The 16,319-nt window shown below is 37.0% G+C and carries 17 protein-coding genes and 1 pseudogene; 8 read left to right on the top strand and 10 right to left on the bottom strand.

Translation table 11 applies throughout. The features are described from left to right. Positions 1–22: 22 nt before the first annotated feature. A complete protein-coding gene (locus V192_RS0115895) occupies positions 23–532 on the bottom strand; it encodes a phage major tail protein, TP901-1 family (protein ID WP_025873307.1) in 510 nt (169 codons plus the stop codon). Positions 533–556: 24 nt separating this feature from the next. Further along, the gene (locus V192_RS0115890; protein ID WP_239644713.1) at positions 557–724 is read right to left on the bottom strand and encodes a hypothetical protein; all 168 of its coding nucleotides are present in this window, start codon (positions 722–724) and stop codon (positions 557–559) included. A 513-nt stretch (positions 725–1,237) separates the two neighbouring features. Between V192_RS0115890 and V192_RS22665 the strand changes: the two genes are divergently transcribed. From V192_RS22665 to V192_RS0115875, 4 genes are read left to right on the top strand one after another with little or no spacing between them, the layout of a single operon-like run. Beyond that, positions 1,238–1,513, top strand: a complete 276-nt coding sequence (locus V192_RS22665) for a GNAT family N-acetyltransferase (RefSeq protein ID WP_275574552.1) — start codon at positions 1,238–1,240, stop codon at positions 1,511–1,513. Continuing rightward, a complete protein-coding gene (locus tag V192_RS22660) occupies positions 1,462–1,758 on the top strand; it encodes a GNAT family N-acetyltransferase (RefSeq protein WP_338030886.1) in 297 nt (98 codons plus the stop codon). The genes V192_RS22665 and V192_RS22660 overlap by 52 nt, the downstream gene beginning before the upstream one ends. Before the next feature lie 18 nt (positions 1,759–1,776). Further along, entirely contained in the window at positions 1,777–2,571 is a 795-nt protein-coding gene (locus V192_RS0115880; RefSeq protein WP_025873306.1) for an alpha/beta fold hydrolase, read from the top strand. Positions 2,572–2,609: 38 nt separating this feature from the next. Beyond that, the gene (locus V192_RS0115875) at positions 2,610–3,362 is read left to right on the top strand and encodes a MurR/RpiR family transcriptional regulator (protein ID WP_025873305.1); all 753 of its coding nucleotides are present in this window, start codon (positions 2,610–2,612) and stop codon (positions 3,360–3,362) included. A 25-nt stretch (positions 3,363–3,387) separates the two neighbouring features. Here V192_RS0115875 and V192_RS0115870 read toward each other — a convergent pair whose 3' ends face one another. The 5 genes from V192_RS0115870 to V192_RS0115850 form a co-directional block, all read right to left on the bottom strand. Next, positions 3,388–4,716 (bottom strand): 6-phospho-beta-glucosidase, encoded by a 1,329-nt coding sequence (locus V192_RS0115870; RefSeq protein ID WP_025873304.1) that lies wholly within the window; start codon positions 4,714–4,716, stop codon positions 3,388–3,390. 179 nt (positions 4,717–4,895) lie between these two features. After that, a complete protein-coding gene (locus V192_RS0115865) occupies positions 4,896–5,417 on the bottom strand; it encodes a GNAT family N-acetyltransferase (RefSeq protein WP_025873303.1) in 522 nt (173 codons plus the stop codon). Next, positions 5,414–5,887 carry a tRNA (adenosine(37)-N6)-threonylcarbamoyltransferase complex ATPase subunit type 1 TsaE gene (tsaE, locus tag V192_RS0115860; protein ID WP_025873302.1) on the bottom strand — a complete coding sequence of 158 codons (474 nt, stop codon included), beginning with the start codon at positions 5,885–5,887 and terminating at the stop codon, positions 5,414–5,416. Before tsaE ends, V192_RS0115865 begins: the two co-directional genes overlap by 4 nt. 125 nt (positions 5,888–6,012) lie before the next feature. Next, complete coding sequence (pta, locus tag V192_RS0115855) at positions 6,013–6,993, bottom strand: phosphate acetyltransferase (RefSeq protein WP_025873301.1); 981 nt, start codon at positions 6,991–6,993, stop codon at positions 6,013–6,015. 153 nt (positions 6,994–7,146) lie between these two features. Beyond that, positions 7,147–7,830 carry a uracil-DNA glycosylase gene (locus tag V192_RS0115850; RefSeq protein WP_025873300.1) on the bottom strand — a complete coding sequence of 228 codons (684 nt, stop codon included), beginning with the start codon at positions 7,828–7,830 and terminating at the stop codon, positions 7,147–7,149. 196 nt (positions 7,831–8,026) lie between these two features. Here V192_RS0115850 and V192_RS0115845 point away from each other — a divergent pair, with 196 nt between their 5' ends. Both V192_RS0115845 and V192_RS0115840 read left to right on the top strand, forming a co-directional pair. Beyond that, on the top strand, positions 8,027–8,896 hold the full coding sequence (locus V192_RS0115845) for a Cof-type HAD-IIB family hydrolase (RefSeq protein WP_025873299.1): 870 nt from the start codon (positions 8,027–8,029) through the stop codon (positions 8,894–8,896). Between the two features lie 49 nt (positions 8,897–8,945). Continuing rightward, on the top strand, positions 8,946–9,461 hold the full coding sequence (locus V192_RS0115840; RefSeq protein ID WP_025873298.1) for an LURP-one-related/scramblase family protein: 516 nt from the start codon (positions 8,946–8,948) through the stop codon (positions 9,459–9,461). A gap of 12 nt (positions 9,462–9,473) precedes the next feature. On the opposite strand, the gene V192_RS0115835 is transcribed toward V192_RS0115840, so the two are convergent. The 3 genes from V192_RS0115835 to V192_RS0115825 form a co-directional block, all read right to left on the bottom strand. After that, positions 9,474–10,043: a GNAT family N-acetyltransferase gene (locus V192_RS0115835; RefSeq protein WP_025873297.1), complete on the bottom strand. Its 570-nt coding sequence runs from the start codon at positions 10,041–10,043 to the stop codon at positions 9,474–9,476. A 226-nt stretch (positions 10,044–10,269) separates the two neighbouring features. After that, complete coding sequence (locus V192_RS0115830) at positions 10,270–11,454, bottom strand: 3D domain-containing protein (RefSeq protein WP_025873296.1); 1,185 nt, start codon at positions 11,452–11,454, stop codon at positions 10,270–10,272. A 225-nt stretch (positions 11,455–11,679) separates the two neighbouring features. Beyond that, positions 11,680–12,525, bottom strand: coding sequence for a putative ABC transporter permease (locus tag V192_RS0115825; RefSeq protein ID WP_025873295.1), 846 nt, complete (start codon positions 12,523–12,525; stop codon positions 11,680–11,682). Positions 12,526–12,810: 285 nt separating this feature from the next. Between V192_RS0115825 and V192_RS0115820 the strand changes: the two genes are divergently transcribed. Then, on the top strand, positions 12,811–14,535 hold the full coding sequence (locus V192_RS0115820) for an ABC transporter ATP-binding protein (protein WP_025873294.1): 1,725 nt from the start codon (positions 12,811–12,813) through the stop codon (positions 14,533–14,535). After that, positions 14,532–16,293 (top strand): annotated as a pseudogene (locus tag V192_RS20470) (ABC transporter ATP-binding protein). The gene V192_RS0115820 and the pseudogene V192_RS20470 overlap by 4 nt, the downstream one beginning before the upstream one ends. The last annotated feature ends 26 nt before the right edge of the window (positions 16,294–16,319 follow it).

Raw genomic sequence — 16,319 nt, 5'->3', positions numbered from 1 at the left:
TTATATGCTTGTGTTTGAAATATTAGGGCGTTTTTTCTACTTTTACAGTGTCTTTAAATTCATAATCGCCGCCTTCAGACGTATCTAGCTCTAATGCCGCAAAGCCGTTCTTACCAGCGCCTTCGATTGCCCACTCTAAAGAATATTCCACTTTATTTTCAGCTGAATCCGTTTCTTCAAAGGAAGTAAAATAACCTTCAAAATATTTAGCTTTGAATTTTCCTTCATCATTACCCGTGCCAATTTCTTTGGTATTAATACGCCAAATTTGAACACGTTTATTTTCATCCATCGCTGTTTCTAATTTATCGATTTGAGTTGAACCGATTTTGTATAACGTTGTAGCAGTTACTGTGGTTTCAGTTGCTCCTGGTGTTACAACACTACCATCTTTCGTTACGGTCGATTCACTTTCTTTCGATTTTGAATAACCATTTTCTGTACTGTAGGCTAATCCCCACGCACGTTCATTTCCTTCGTCTTCGGCTAAACGAAAACGCCAAACTACATCTACTCCGCTTAATGCTGTCATATGTTTATTTCCTCCTCTGGTCTTCTACTGCTGTTTTAACTCTTCTAATTGTTGAAGCGATCGCTTTAATTGAGATGCAAGCAGATTTTTTTGTCTTTGTTCTGCTTTTACTCTTTTTTGCAGCTTTTCGATAACTTTTAATTGTTTTTTGATTGCCTTATCTTGCTGCTCAAAAGCATCATTCAAATCCACTTTGACATCTCCTCTCATTTAACGTCACGGGCGACTCTTTTAACGAATGTTTACAGCAGGTATTGCTTGATGAACCTAGTATACATAGAAATATCGATTCCAAACTCCCAGATTTCTGTTACAATTATCCCAAGTTTCTGTTATTTTTCTTTCTCTATTTGGACGTTACATCCTATTTTTTTCTGTTTCAATCCGTTACTGTGGTAAAATAAATAGAAGTTCTTCCTATTTTATTGTGGGAAGATTATGGACGGACGTGTTAAGCCTATTTAAAAAAACGATAGACAATCCTTTCATCCATCCGATACTAAGGATCAATGATGGACTATTAATGAATTTTTACTATTTTAGGTGAAAAGAAAGAAATTACTTTATATAAAGCACCTTTACTTAGAAGCTTTTCTATTGATCAAAGATACAAAAAGATGAGTTCTAACGATTAGAAAGAATGATCAAAGGGGAATCTGGCCCTTTGTCTATTATGAATTTACATTTAATTAAAGGAGGCTAACAATGTATAAAAAAATAATCGAAAATGAACAGCTCTATTTAAGAGAATTCACATCCGATGATTTTAGGGATTTATGTTTGATTTTGCAGGATGAGGAAACGATGTATGCCTATGAATCAGCTTTCACAGAAGAAAAAGTAAGAGATTGGTTGAACTGGAATTTAAAAAGTTATCAAGAAAATGGCTTTGGTCTATGGGCGATCATTGATCAAAAAGTAAAGACTTTATCGGTCAATGCGGTATTGTTTATTCTGATGTTGAAGATGAATCATTATTAGAAATCGGCTACCTGGTTAACAAACGCTATTGGAATCATGGCTATGCAACTTCTGCTAGTCAATTATGTATTACTTATGCAAAAAATATATTAAACGCAGAGAAGATTTGTTCGATCATTCGAGATACAAATCTCTCTTCTCGAAAAATTGCTGAAAAAAATGAGATGACGATCGTCAAACAATTTGATAAGAATTATTCTGGACAGCCCGTTCGCCATTTTGTTTATAGTATTGATTTAAATTAACGATATTGGAGGAATCAAATGCCTATTTTAAACGTTTCTGGTGCTACTATTTATTTTGAATCTAAAGGAAGCGGCCCTCATCTTTTATTGATCCATGCAGGTATCGCAGATTCACGGATGTGGGACTATGAATTCCACTCATTAGCTCAGCAGTTTCAAGTGACAAGATTTGACCTTCCTGGTTTTGGTCAAAGTTCATTTACGGGAGGTGCTTTTTCTTATGCAAGCATCATAAACAAGCTTTTAGATCATTTAGCTATCAAACAAACATATATCTTTGCGGCTTCTTTCGGAGGAAAAATAGCGTTAGACTTTGTCACTGCAAATCCTAAACGCTGTTTACAATTAGCTTTAGAATCTTCAGCTATTGATGAATGGGATTTTTCAGAAGAATTGCAACGATATGATGAAAAAGAAGAACAATTATTGACCTTGAAGCACTTTGAACAGGCAGCTGAGTTAAATTATCAAACGTGGATTCTCAGAGGCCGTAGTCCAGAGACACTTGATTCTTCTATTAGAGAGCTTGTAATTGATATGCAGATGGTGGCTTTTACGCAACCAGAGCCGCCTTTACCAATCGAAGAGCTTCCAACAGCTCAGCCCTTGTCCGAAACGCTTGATCAACTCACGCTTCCAGTTTTGATCATCATTGGCGAGCGTGATGTAGATGATTTCAAAAATATAGCTGCTTTTTTACATCAAAAAATTACTCATGCCAAAAAAGTAGCGATTCCCGAAGCGGCACATTTAGCCAATTTAGAAGCGCCAAAATTAGTTGAACAACTGATCGTTTCTTTTTTTCTAAGCTAAATAAATACTAATTATGAACCAAGAAAGTAGTGAATTACTTGTTATTTTTAGATCATAGTCCTGACCTTAGTCCCATCGATTTAGAAATTTATAAATATGTTGCGTCTCACATAGATGAAGTCGTGTATATGAGAATTCGTGAGTTAGCGAAAGAAACGCATAGCAGTACAGCTAGTATTTTGCGTTTTTGTCGAAAGTTTGGTTGTGAAGGATTTTCTGAATTTAAAATCAAATTGAATTTATATCGAAAATCATTGGCTGAACCCGTTACCACTCATGCCGTAGATGAAACATCTTTTACTAATTTTATCCAACGGTCGACCGAAGCTTTTTATCAAGAACGAATTCAAGCAGCGGCAAAATTGTTATCTGAAAAAGATCTTGTTCTATTTATTGGAACAGGCTCATCCAATATTATTGCTGAATATGGCGCATTGTACTTTTCATCTATTTTTAGCATGGCTTTCCATATTGAAGATCCGATCAATCATCCTGTGAACTTCTTCAATAAAAGCATGGCGAAAAATGTTTGTGTAATTGCTCTTTCGGTCAGTGGTGAAAATGAAGCGATCATCAATTATCTAAATCATTTTATTACCAATGATAGCTCCATTATTTCGATCACGAATAGTGAAAAATCACCGATTGCAGCCCTTTCTGATGTAAACATTCCCTATTATATTTCAACGGAAAGAATTGGTGATAGTGATATTACCTCCCAAGTTCCAGCGCTTTATACCGTCGAGTATTTAGCAAAAGAAGTACAAAAACAAAAGCAAGACCACTCATAAAATTGAGCCGTCTTGCTTTTTTAGTTTATTTACTTTCTTTAAAGAATGCAGGTAAATACTGTTTATGTGCTTCTAATAATTCATCCATTACTTCTTTGGCAACATTTCCACTTGTAATCAATGGATTCATTGTAAATGCTTGTAACAACGTACCATAATCACCTGTAACAGCTGCTTCGATCGTTAGTTCTTCCATTGATTTCATTACTTGCAGCAACCCACGTTCTTGAGGTTTAAAGCTACCAAAATTGTATGGAACAGGTCCTTTTCCAGTAATCGTACAAGTTACTTCTACGGCACTTTCAGCTGGTAAGTCTGTGATCGTGCCATTATTTCTAGTGCTAACTGTCATTGTTGTGCGTTTATCATTGTGGATAGAGTTGATAATTTCGCATGCGGCATCACTGTAACGTGCACCACCACGTTCGGCTAATTGTTTTGGTTTGTAGTCTAGATTTGGATCTTTATATAGTTCAAACAATTCATGCTCGATTTCTTTCACTTTTTCAGCGCGTGTGCCATTGTTTTTAAAGTCTTCTAATTCTTCAGCTAACATTTTATCTGTATAGTAATAATAATTGTGGTATGGACAAGGAACCATGTGTAAGTTTTCTACTTGCTCCCAAATCAAATTATTGTCTTTGATATTCGCTACGATTGATTTTGCATCATCTTGACCGTACATTACTTTGATTAGCTCATCTGTGCGATCATTCCCATTTTTATCTGTGATCGTATGCCAATGTAAATGATTGATCCCAGCAAACTGGAAGAACAAGTCACTATTTTTTTCACCTAATAATTCAGCTTCTTCAAACACCGCATTAACTGGAATATTACATAAACCGACAACTTTATCCCAATTTCCGTAACGTAAAACGGCTTCTGTAACCATACCTGCAGGATTTGTAAAGTTGATCAACCAAGCATTTGGACATAGTTCTTTCATGTCTTCAACGATATCTAAAATCACAGGAACAGTTCTCAACGCTTTGAAAATTCCGCCAGCCCCATTTGTTTCTTGTCCGATCAACCCATGACTTAATGGGATACGTTCGTCTAGAATACGAGCATCTAAAAGTCCAACACGTAATTGTGTTGTCACAAAATCTGCATCTTTTAAGGCTTCGCGGCGATCTAATGTTAAATGAACTTCGCAATCCACGCCAGCTGCTTTAACCATACGTTTTGCCATCGCGCCAACGATTTCCAGCTTTTCTTTTCCTGCTTCAATATCAACCAGCCATAACTCACGTACAGGCAATTCATCATAACGTTTAATAAATCCTTCAACTAATTCTGGTGTATAACTTGATCCTCCACCGATCGTAACGATTTTAATTCCTTTTGACATCTCGTTCAGCTCCTTAAGCGTTTTATCTGATATCAGTATAGCCTTTTGCTCAGTGAGAATATATAGAAAAGAAGAAAGTGGTTACATAATAAAGGAAGAAGTAACTTGTAACATCTGAGTAACAAGACGTTACAAAAAAAGCATTGAACACCGTTTCATGCTCAATACTTTTATTTCTCTCAATCGATCATCATGCTCATCAAGTGAACATCTAAAAATTCACCTTCATCGGTTTTCGCCCCGCGCGGCATGATTGCTTCTGTTTTAAAGCCCATTTTTTCGTAAACATGGACTGCACGTTGATTCCGATGTTGCACAGTTAATTCTAATCGGCGAATCACTTCACTTTCTTTCGCCCATAAAATCAACTCTTCCATCATCAAACTTCCTAAGCCAAAGCCCCAAAACTCTTTTAAGATACTGATCCCGATCTCACCGATATGCTCCATACGCTGCTTCGATGATGCCTTGACAGAAGCCGTACCAATGACCTTCCCGTCTGCTAAAGCAACCATCAATACGTTGTTCGGCGATTCATAAAGATTGGCTAAATTCTCACCCATCTCCTCTGGTGTCATTTCCATCCCTTTTTCATCCATTACAAGATAAGGTGTCTCACTGCCAATAACTTTTAATGCATGTAAAATCTCTGCTGCATCATCTGGAATGGCTTCCCGAATTGTAAACTCAACCTCTGTCATGCGCGTTCCTCCATTTTTTTCTGAATACGTTCTAAAAATCCTTCTGCCTGTATTCCAATTGCTTGAATGGATACTTTTCTTTTTTCCATATCTTCTGAATCCTTTGTGATCGTGATATCTAAATAGTCTACGGGTAAAAATTCGCCTAATAATTTTCCCCATTCAACCACAGATAAGCCGTCACCTTCAAAATATTCATCTAGTCCAAGGTCATCCGCACCGTTTTCAATACGGTAGACATCCATATGATATAGGGGGAGACGTCCTTCTTGATACTCTCTAATAATCGTATAGGTCGGGCTTTTGATCATTTTCTCGATGTCTAAACCTAAAGCAATTCCTTTAGTCATTGTGGTTTTGCCTGCGCCTAAATCGCCTGAAAGAATAATCGTGTCACCAGGTGCTGCGACAGAACCGATAATTTTAGCTAATGCTTCTGTTTCTCTTGGATCATTGATTTGTATATCCATTTTTTCACCTACCTATTTATACAATTCATGTTTCTATGTAGTGTAGTATACCGAATTATGGTAAAAAAACTAGAGAACTAAGACAAAACATTGAATGCTTTATCCCAATTCTCTAGTAGTTTTCATTAGCTCATTAATGTTTGTGCAGCAGTGATGATCGATAATTTGTAGATATCTTCTTCGTTCGCTCCACGAGATAAGTCAGAAACCGGTTTGTTCAATCCTTGTAAGATTGGGCCGATTGCTTCAAAGTTACCTAAACGTTGTGCAATTTTGTAGCCAATGTTTCCTGATTGTAATTCTGGGAAAACAAAGACTGTCGCTTGTCCAGCAACTGATGAATTTGGTGCTTTCAATTGTGCAACTGAGGCAACATATGAAGCATCAAATTGTAATTCACCATCGATTTCAAGTTCCGGCGCTAAGCTTTTCGCAATTTTTGTTGCTTCAACGACTTTATCCACTTCAGGTGCTTTAGCAGACCCTTTTGTTGAAAAGCTCATCATTGCAACTTTTGGTTCGATATCGAACAATTCAGCTGTTTTTGCACTATCAACAGCAATCTCAGCTAATTCTTGAGCTGTTGGATTTACGTTGATCGCACAATCTGCAAAAATGTATTTTTCTTGGTCACGGCCACGAACCATGATCATCGCACCACTTGTACGGCTAACACCTGGTTTTGTTTTGATGATTTGTAGAGCTGGACGAACAGTGTCTCCAGTTGAGTGGATCGCTCCACTGACCATACCATCAGCTAGTCCCATGTAAGTTAGCATTGTACCAAAATAGTTCACATCTTTTAAAATCTTACGTGCATCTTCATCTGTGACTTTTCCATTACGGCGTTCAACAAACGCTGCAACCATTTCTTCCCAGCCATCATAATTATCTGGATCGATGATCGTAAAGTTAGATGCTTTGATTCCGCGAGCATGAGCTGCTTCCACAATCGCTTCTTGTTTACCGATCAAGATCGGTTCCATTAATTCTTCTGCTTTCAAACGAGCGGCAGCCCCTAAAATACGAGGATCTGTTGCTTCTGGGAAAACAATTTTGATGTTGCGGCGAATGACTTTAAATTTTAAGCTATCGAATAATTCCACGATATACCCTCCAACTGATTATTTATACAAACTTATCATACACCATTCTGCAAGAAAATAACAGTTATTTATAGCTGTATTAGTGGAAAAAATGCTGATTCTGATATTGTTTTCACAAACAGGCTCTACTGCACTATAACAGAAGCATCTGTTTTAAGACACTGTATCAGGCAACTGCCAATCGATTGGCGTCTCTCCAAGTTGCTCTAAAGCTTGATTTGTTTTTGAGAATGGTTTTGAGCCAAAGAAGCCACGATGGGCTGCTAAGGGACTTGGATGTGGTGATTTAATGATAATATGTTTATTGGTATCAATCATTTTGATTTTTTCTTGGGCAGGCTTGCCCCATAAAATAAATACGATCGGCTTATCTCGTTCATTCAATTTTTTAATAATGGCATCAGTCAAATTTTCCCAGCCTTGACCACGGTGCGAATACGCTTGACCGTTACGAACGGTTAGGACTGTGTTTAATAAAAGAACGCCTTGTTTTGCCCAGCTTTCTAAAAAGCCATGCGAAACGGGAGGATAACCTAAATCAGCTTGCAACTCTTTATAAATGTTCATTAACGATGGGGGCGTTTTGACCCCAGGTTGTACAGAAAAACTCAATCCATGAGCCTGATTTGGTCCATGATAAGGATCTTGTCCTAATATCACTACTTTTACATCTTCATAAGGTGTTAGCTCTAAAGCGGAATAAATATGATACATATCTGGGTAAATCGTTTGTTGGCTGTATTCCTGTTTCAAAAAATCGCGTAAGTTTAAATAATAATCCTTTGTAAATTCTTCTTCTAAAACATTTTGCCAACTATTATGAATAATTGCTTTCATTCGTTGTCCTCCTTGATTTTGATCCGTACACTTTTTTTCTAACGTTGATTAATTAAAACGTCTATTCTGACAGCTTTCTTTTACACATCAAGCATATCTGATTTTTTAAGTAGTGACAAGGAATTTTTTCTGCACCGAAATGGAAAAAACATGGTAAACTATAGATAAGTTAAATAAACGAGGTGTAGAAAATTTTATGATTAAATTGATTGCTTCAGATATGGACGGAACATTACTAGATTCGAAGATGGGGATCTCAAAAGACAATGCCTCAGCTATTAGAGAAGCGGAGCGTTTAGGAATTGAGTTTATGGTGGCTACAGGACGAGCATATACCGAAGCGAAACCTGCTTTGGATGAAGCTGGAATTGAATGTGCGATGATTACTCTGAATGGTGCGAAAGTTTTCGATAAAGCTGGTAATTCACTTTTTACTGCCGGAATTGAAAAGAAAACAACTATAGAAATTTTAGACATTTTAGATGCACATGATATCTACTTTGAAGTCTCTACGAACAAAGGCATTTATTCTGAGCGACAAGAAAAAAGGATTGAAAACTTTGCTTCTCACATCGCCACTACTATGCCCCATTTGACCTACAAAGTAGCAATTGCGATGGCTGCAGCCCACCTATCTTTATTAGATATCACCTATATTGACGATATGCGTACTTTGATTATGCAAGATGACATTGAAGTCTTAAAAATTATTGGTTTCAGTATGGAAGGACCAAAAGTACTAGCTCCCGCAAGTACTCAAATCAGAGGCTTAAATGATTTAGTTGTTACATCATCTGCTCAAAATAATATTGAAGTCAATCATAAAAATGCGCAAAAAGGAATCGCTGTAGCTCATGTGGCACAGAATCGCGGAATTTCAGCAAAAGAAGTCATGACAATCGGAGATAATTTTAATGATGTTAGCATGCTGCAATGGGCTGATGTTAGTTTTGCGATGGGAAATGCTGAGTTAGAAGTTAAAGACCATGCAAAATACATCACCTCCACTAACTTAGAAAATGGAGTTGGCGAAGCGATAACACGTGCTATTAGAGAAGATTTATAACCATTCTCTACTCTAGCTACCAACGAACGAGGAAAAGAGGTGAGATATTGTGTCTGAGTTTTTTATTCAAGAACAACAGCTAAGCAATGTTACTAGGACGATCGTTAAAGATGAAGACGGCAAGTCTCTTTTCTTACTTGTTGGTCGCTGGGGCACACGCGGCGATGCCCTTTCTCTTTATACGATGAGCGGCGAATTAGTTGCTAGCATCAAGCAGACATCTTTTGCTTTTGGTTCACGCTTTGATCTATATAAAGGATTTGAAAAAGTCGGTGTGCTCCGAAAAATTTTAAATTTAAATGCAGATTTTTATTATATCCAGCATATGCATTGGACGGTTTTAGGTGATATTAAAAATCACCAGTACTCTATTTATCAGGTCAATCGAAAAATCATGGTAATGAATAAGGCTACACTTTTTACCGGTAACTATTTTAGTTTGGATGTGACCAATGATGATGATGCGCCTCTATGTATTTGCGTTGCTGCTGTGTTGGACTACTGGCTGTACAATAAAAAGAAAAATCAAAATCATAAGCCGATCATCGGTTGGGGAACATGTTAAAAAAATCAGCGGCTATTCGCTGATTTTTTTTTGCATATGATCGTATAAATGTCCGCTGATCATCATCTCAGCTACATCTTTAAATCCTTTACGGCTATACAATTTTTTTGCATTCGGGTTGGCTTTATCCACACTTAACCCAATAATCTGTTTGCCATCTTTTTGGGCCATTTTCGGTAGGGCATCCAACAACTTAGACCCGATCCCTAATCCGCGATACTTTTCATCAACAGAAATCGTATCCAAATACCATTCATTTGGTAAGGTTTCAGGATCGACAAATATCCTGATTTCTTCATCCAAATTGTATTTACGTAGTATTTTTTTCAAAGGCTCATCAATTAGTGGTTCATCTTCATTTGGGTAGCCAAAAGCAATTCCAGCAACCTCTCCGTCTTGTTCATAGACCAGTCCTCGTTGATAACCATAACGATATACTGGATCTGCAACTGCTTCAGCTAAGACAGCTAAAATTGTTTCTTCAGGTATAATTTCTAATAAAGGTAATTCCATATCTTTTAAAATAACTAATACTAACGGAGCAATAGCCTCTCCGTCTTCTTTTGTTGCAAAACGAATCATTGTTATTCCTCACTTTCTATATTGAAGTGTACCATTTATCTTTTGGTAATGCATTACAATAAGTTTTAATTTTAATTTGTTTTAATAATCATAGCAAGGCAACCCAGCAAATCATAGCCAATTCTTTATTTTAATAGATATCAACTGATTTTAGGCTTATTCTTATATTCTCGTTCTATGAAAAAATTAGCAAAAAAAAGACACTCTGATGAGTGTCTTCACTTTTTTATTGAATCGTTACTTTAACATTGTTTCTACGTCCCCAAGTTAAGCATTGCTCAACTGATGGAAAATGGACATCTATGATGTTTCCCTTGATTGCGCCACCTGTATCTCCAGCAATAGCAAAACCATAGCCCTCTACTTCAACAAATGATCCTAGAGGAATCACGCTTGGATCAACTGCGATCACACTGCTTTGTGAGCGAAGATCGATCCCTGTTGCTGTGATAAAACCTGAACCGGCTTCTTTCCAAGAATACGCAGTTGATTGCATATAAAGTACTCGACCGTTTGTTCCACCATTACCAGTATCCCCACCAGTATTTGGTGTTTCTTCTGGTTGAGTTGGCGGTGTTACAACTGGTTGCTCTTCACTGCTTGAGCTTGAACTGCTGCTACTTGAATCACTACTTGAAGAAGACGATGATGAACTGCTGCTTGAGCTTGATGAAGTAATAGCATTCGCTTTTCTTTGAGCTTCGGCTGCTACCTCTTGTTGTTTACGAGCTTCAGCTGCTTTCTTTTCATCTGTAATTCGTTTTTCTTCTGTTTGTTTTTGGCCAGCGATTTGTTGCAGCGCTGCTTGATTATCAGATAATTGCTGTTTTAAAGTTACAACTTGTTCATCCATAGCCGATGCTTCATCCTGTAATTTTGTTTCGTTGGTTTGCAATTCTTCTTGTTTGCTTTTTACAGTTTCTTGAAGATCGGATAATTTTTCTTTATCTTTAGATAGACTTTCAATCTTTTCTTGTTCTGCATTTTGTAAGATTGTCATCGCATACGCTTTACTAAAGAAATCTGATACACTTTCAGCATCTAATAATACTTGCCATGTACGTTGTTCCCCACTCAATTGGATATCCTTCATACGATCTCCAACGACTTCTTTGCGGCGTGCAATACTTTGTTCTGTTACTGTGATTTCAGCTTCAGAGCTTTTGATTGTTTCTTCAGCTTTTAAAATATCTGCTTTGAGTTTTTCAATTTCAGCATATTTTTCATTAACATCATTCAAAGCTGTATTGATATCTTCGCTAAGTGACTCTCCCGTTTGTGCGGCTTGTGCTTCTTTGTTCTTCAGCTCATCTAATGATTCTGCTGCGGCACTGATTGGAAAAGCAGCATTTACTAGCATGATAGCAGCTAAAAATGGTATCAATTTTTTTACTTTCACTGAATCCAACACCTTTCCTAACTAAATCCAACTCTACCTATTATACTAATCTATAGAGCTTATTTTATTTCAATAACGTTACAATTTATTACATTTCAGAGAAAACACCTCTTTTTCTGTAACAATAGATGGTTCTATTTGCTTCATTTTACTAGGATGTCATCTATAAAAAGACCGTTCTATCAACCTTTATCGATCATATAGAACACAAAAATATCCTGTTATACTTAATAAGAATTAGTTGACATCTTTTTTATTTTTTTTGATGATTTGCTGTACTTCAGAAGAGTTTTTTAGGTTTTTGAGCTTCAAATTAGGATAATTTCGCACCCAGCGGTTTTGATTGAAGTTCATATGAGCAACTATTTTTTTGATAGCTGGTGTCTCTTTAAACTCTTCTATCCAAGAAATTCGTTCAGCTGTTTTTGTTTGTTTTCGCTCATTGATTTCTTCTGATACAGATTCTTTTAGCTCAGAAAAATTTGCGGATAACTCGTCACGTTTCTCAGTTAAAGCAGCTGCCAGTTCTTGTTTACGTTCCTCAACAGCCGTACTGATTTGTGCTGTAGCTTTTCTAAATGACTGCATATTGACTAAGGTATAAATCAAGTCACTGATTATGATCACTAATAGCGCAATCGGTAGAATCAGACCAAATTTTTCAGATAGAACGTGCTCTAACATCATTACTTTAGGATGGATCACACGAACGATCAAGACGCAACCAATTCCCCAAAAAAGTGAGACAGGCAATGCGACTCTGCCGTTGATATTTAAAGGAACATCCTTATAATCCCACCATGAAGCATGAAACAGCTTTTCTAGACCATAGCTCGTGATATATTCTAAAATAGTAACCAAAATCGTCGATAATAGATATAAAACCACGATGTTTTGTCTAAGCGGCTCTAAAAAATAGAGTACACCTAAAATACCGAAACCATAAATAGGACAATAAGGTCCAACTAAAAATCCTCGATACACAAATTTTCCGGCCTTCAATGAGCAGTAAACTGTTTCCCAAAGCCAGCCAATAAATGAGTAGATGAAAAATAATAAAACGATTTTAATAAATTCATTCATATATTTTCTCCTTTAAAATAGCATTTACTAACTATTGTAACAAATAACTATGGTTTTATGCGAGCAACTTTATTCTCACGAAGGATTGTTATACAATAGAAGAGATTATTTATATTATTTTGACACATACGAAAAACACGAAAATATTTTAGTTTTTTACATCTATACTATCTGGCTGAATGAGTTGATCGTTGAAATAAAATATGGCAAAATCCACTCTAGTCTTGTACTCTTATTTTATCAATTTCAATTAGCTTATTTAGCCTTTAACTTTAGGAGGAAACCATGATCGATTTACTAAAATATACAAGAAAATATCGCAAGCAAATTATCCTTGGTCCGTTCTTCAAGTTTTTAGAAGCTTGTTTTGAATTAGTTTTACCCTTATTTATGGCTCGTTTAGTTGATCAAGGTATTCGCAATAATGATCGATCCTATGTAATTCAAATGGCCGGTTGGATGCTGTTGATGTCAATCATTGGACTAATCTGCGTGATGATCTGTCAATATTATGCTTCAATTGCTTCCCAAGGATTTGGGACAGAATTGAGAAATCAATTGATGAAAAAGATCAATCAACTTTCTCATGCTGAATTAAATAGTTTTGGGACGGACACGTTGATCACACGTATGACGAATGATATCAATCAATTACAGCTAGCTTTAGCGATGTTGATTCGACTCGTGATCCGGGCACCTTTTTTAAGTATCGGTTCTGTGATTATGGCTTTTTATATTAATGTCCAGATGGGGCTGATTTTTCTGCTGATGTTGCCGATTTTTTGTCTTATTCTTTATTTCATTATAAAAACGACAGTTCCATTATATAAAAAAGTTCAAGAAAAGCTAGATCTGTTAAATCGACAAATCAGTCAAAATTTAAGTGGAGTTCGGGTCATTCGAGCCTTCGCTAGAAAACAAACGGAAGAAAAACACGTCAATAAAGTAACAGATGACCTTTCTTCTATCTATATCCGTGTTTCCAATATTTCTGCTTTACTGACTCCTGCAACCACCTTAGTAATGAACCTTGGTATTTTGGCATTGCTTTATCTTGGCGGAATCAAAGTCGAGATTGGTGGATTACAACAAGGAGAAGTATTGGCTTTGATCAATTATATGAATCAGATGCTGCTTGCATTGATCGTTGTTTCAAACTTAGTGATCATTTTTACACGCGCCTCAGCCTCTGCAACAAGGGTGCAGGAAGTTTTGACGGTTGATCCTAGCATTCAGTCAACAAATGATGGACTTACTTCTGATGGGCAAATAAAAGAAATCATCTTCGATCATGTTTCCTTCCGTTACCAACCAACCGCTGGCTTGGCGTTGAAAGATATTTCGTTGAAAATACCTAAAAACTCAATTTTAGGTATTACGGGACCGACTGGCGGCGGAAAAAGTACGTTGACTCAATTGATTCCCCGTTTTTATGATACCAGTGAAGGGAATATCTTCGTTGATGGAATCAACGTTCGTGACTGGTCTATAGAAAAACTACGCAAAAAAATCGCACTTACGCCTCAAACAGCGGTTTTATTTACAGGCACGATTCGAGAAAACCTTCAGTGGGGAAAAGAGAATGCCACCGATGAAGAATGTTGGCAAGCGTTAGAAACCGCACAATGCAAAGATTTTGTCGAAAACCTAAGTGATGGTTTAGATACACAAGTATACGAAGGTGGGAAAAACTTTTCTGGCGGTCAAAAACAGCGCTTGACGATTGCCCGTGCTTTGATTCATAAACCGGACGTTTTGATTTTAGATGACTCTTTAAGTGCTTTAGACTACCAAACTGATCTAAATTTACGCACCGCATTACGCCGAGATTTAAAAGAAACGACGCTGATTATTATTTCTCAGCGAATCAGCTCGATTCAACAGGCAGATCAAATTTTAGTTTTAGCTAGCGGCAAACAAGTTGGATTAGGAACGCACAAGGAATTATTACACCATTCTAAAGCCTATCAAGAAATCGTCGCTTCACAAGAGGAGGAAACAAACGAATGAAAACGAAAAAAGCAGCTACAAATTCATTTAATCGTTTCATGCCTTATTTGCTTCAATATCCAAAAGAAATGATTGCAGCGGTTATTCTTGGTATTCTCAGTGGATTGACCACTGTTTTGATGACTTACTATATGGGGAAATCTGTGGATACGATGATTGAAAAAGGCAATGTTGACTTTACGATTCTCTTGCGATTTCTTAGCACTTTAGCTGGTATTTTGGTTATTACAGTCATCAGTCAATGGCTGATCCAACGTTTAGGTAACCGTGTTTCTTATCTTTCTGTAGCAGAACTTAGAAAAGATGCTTTTGCTCATTTAAATCGGTTACCGTTAAATTATTATGATCAGACGTCTCATGGAAATATCGTTAGTCGTTTTACAAATGATATGGATAACATTTCTGTCGCTTGCTCAGCTGTTTTTAACCAATTATTTTCTGGGCTATCTGTGGTGATCATTGCGTTTTTCTTTATGCTTAAGCTAAGCCCACTCCTTACAGCCGTGGTTCTGGTTGCTACACCCATTATTTTTCTAGTCAATTGGGTCGTTGCAAAATCCTCTCAGAAAAATTTCTGCTCAGCAAAAAATCGTAGGAGAAATTTCTGGTTATGTTTCTGAAATGGTTGGGAATCAAAAGATCGTCAAAGCTTTTCAGCAAGAAAATGTTTCTCAACAACGGTTTGAAACATTGAATCAAGACTTATATGTACGCGGACAAAAAGCGCAGTTCTCTTCTTCACTTACAAATCCGCTCTCTCGTTTTATCGATCATTTAGCCTATCTATCGATTGGTCTTGTCGGAGGACTTCTGTTATTAAGTGGAAATCAAGCTATTACGATCGGTGTCATTTCTAGTTTCACTATTTATTCCAGCCAGTTTTCTAAGCCCTTTATTGAGCTATCAGGAATCACAACTCAAATTCAAACAGCTCTGGCCGGATTAGATCGCACCTTTGAAATCATCAGCCAACCTGAAGAAAAACCAGATGGTGCACATGCTTTTGTTTTAAATGAGGTTACGGGAAAAGTTGTATTTGAACATGTAGATTTTGCTTACACGCCCTCAAAACCATTGATTCAAGACTTTAATCTGACCGCCTTACCTGGTGAAACGATTGCGATTGTGGGGAAAACAGGTGCTGGTAAATCAACCTTGGTCAATTTACTGATGCGTTTTTACGAAGTAGATAGTGGACAAATTTCGATCGATGGTCATAACATCACACAGGTCACAAGAGATAGTTTGCGTAAAAGTTTTGGGATGGTTTTGCAAGATACTTGGTTATTTGACAGCACCATCCGTGCTAATCTGACTTACGGAAACGCTGAAGCCACGGATGACGAAATCGAGGCGGCCATGAAAAAAGCTTATATTTTTGATTTTGTTACCCGTTTGCCTGAGGGGTTAGATACGTTGATTGGTGCCAGTGGAATCAAAATTTCAGAAGGTCAAAGACAACTGATGACGATTGCCAGAACAATGATCAGTGATCCGCCTATGTTGATTTTAGATGAAGCGACTAGTTCCGTTGATACGTTGACTGAAAAAAACATTCAAGATGCCTTTTTACAAATGATGAATGGTCGTACAAGTTTCGTAATTGCTCATCGGCTTTCCACAATCAAGAATGCAGATAAAATTTTAGTGATGGAACAAGGTTCTGTTGTTGAAATCGGCAGTCACGATGAGCTGATCGATAAAACAGATGGCTATTACCACGCATTATACGAAGCACAATTTAAAAAGCAAGTATGATCTAACACGCTAAAAATCAAAAAACT

Source organism: Enterococcus crotali, assembly GCF_000633635.1.
Lineage (GTDB): Bacteria > Bacillota > Bacilli > Lactobacillales > Enterococcaceae > Enterococcus_L > Enterococcus_L crotali.
This window is presented reverse-complemented; position numbering and strand designations above follow the sequence as displayed.

Coding starts and splice junctions, on each gene's coding strand:
- V192_RS0115895 (WP_025873307.1), bottom strand. CDS start 532: ATGACAGCATTAAGCGGAGTAGATGTAGTTTGGCGTTTTCGTTTAGCC.
- V192_RS22665 (WP_275574552.1), top strand. CDS start 1,238: ATGTATAAAAAAATAATCGAAAATGAACAGCTCTATTTAAGAGAATTC.
- V192_RS0115880 (WP_025873306.1), top strand. CDS start 1,777: ATGCCTATTTTAAACGTTTCTGGTGCTACTATTTATTTTGAATCTAAA.
- V192_RS0115870 (WP_025873304.1), bottom strand. CDS start 4,716: ATGTCAAAAGGAATTAAAATCGTTACGATCGGTGGAGGATCAAGTTAT.
- V192_RS0115865 (WP_025873303.1), bottom strand. CDS start 5,417: ATGACAGAGGTTGAGTTTACAATTCGGGAAGCCATTCCAGATGATGCA.
- tsaE (WP_025873302.1), bottom strand. CDS start 5,887: ATGGATATACAAATCAATGATCCAAGAGAAACAGAAGCATTAGCTAAA.
- V192_RS0115850 (WP_025873300.1), bottom strand. CDS start 7,830: ATGAAAGCAATTATTCATAATAGTTGGCAAAATGTTTTAGAAGAAGAA.
- V192_RS0115845 (WP_025873299.1), top strand. CDS start 8,027: ATGATTAAATTGATTGCTTCAGATATGGACGGAACATTACTAGATTCG.
- V192_RS0115835 (WP_025873297.1), bottom strand. CDS start 10,043: ATGATTCGTTTTGCAACAAAAGAAGACGGAGAGGCTATTGCTCCGTTA.
- V192_RS0115825 (WP_025873295.1), bottom strand. CDS start 12,525: ATGAATGAATTTATTAAAATCGTTTTATTATTTTTCATCTACTCATTT.
- V192_RS0115820 (WP_025873294.1), top strand. CDS start 12,811: ATGATCGATTTACTAAAATATACAAGAAAATATCGCAAGCAAATTATC.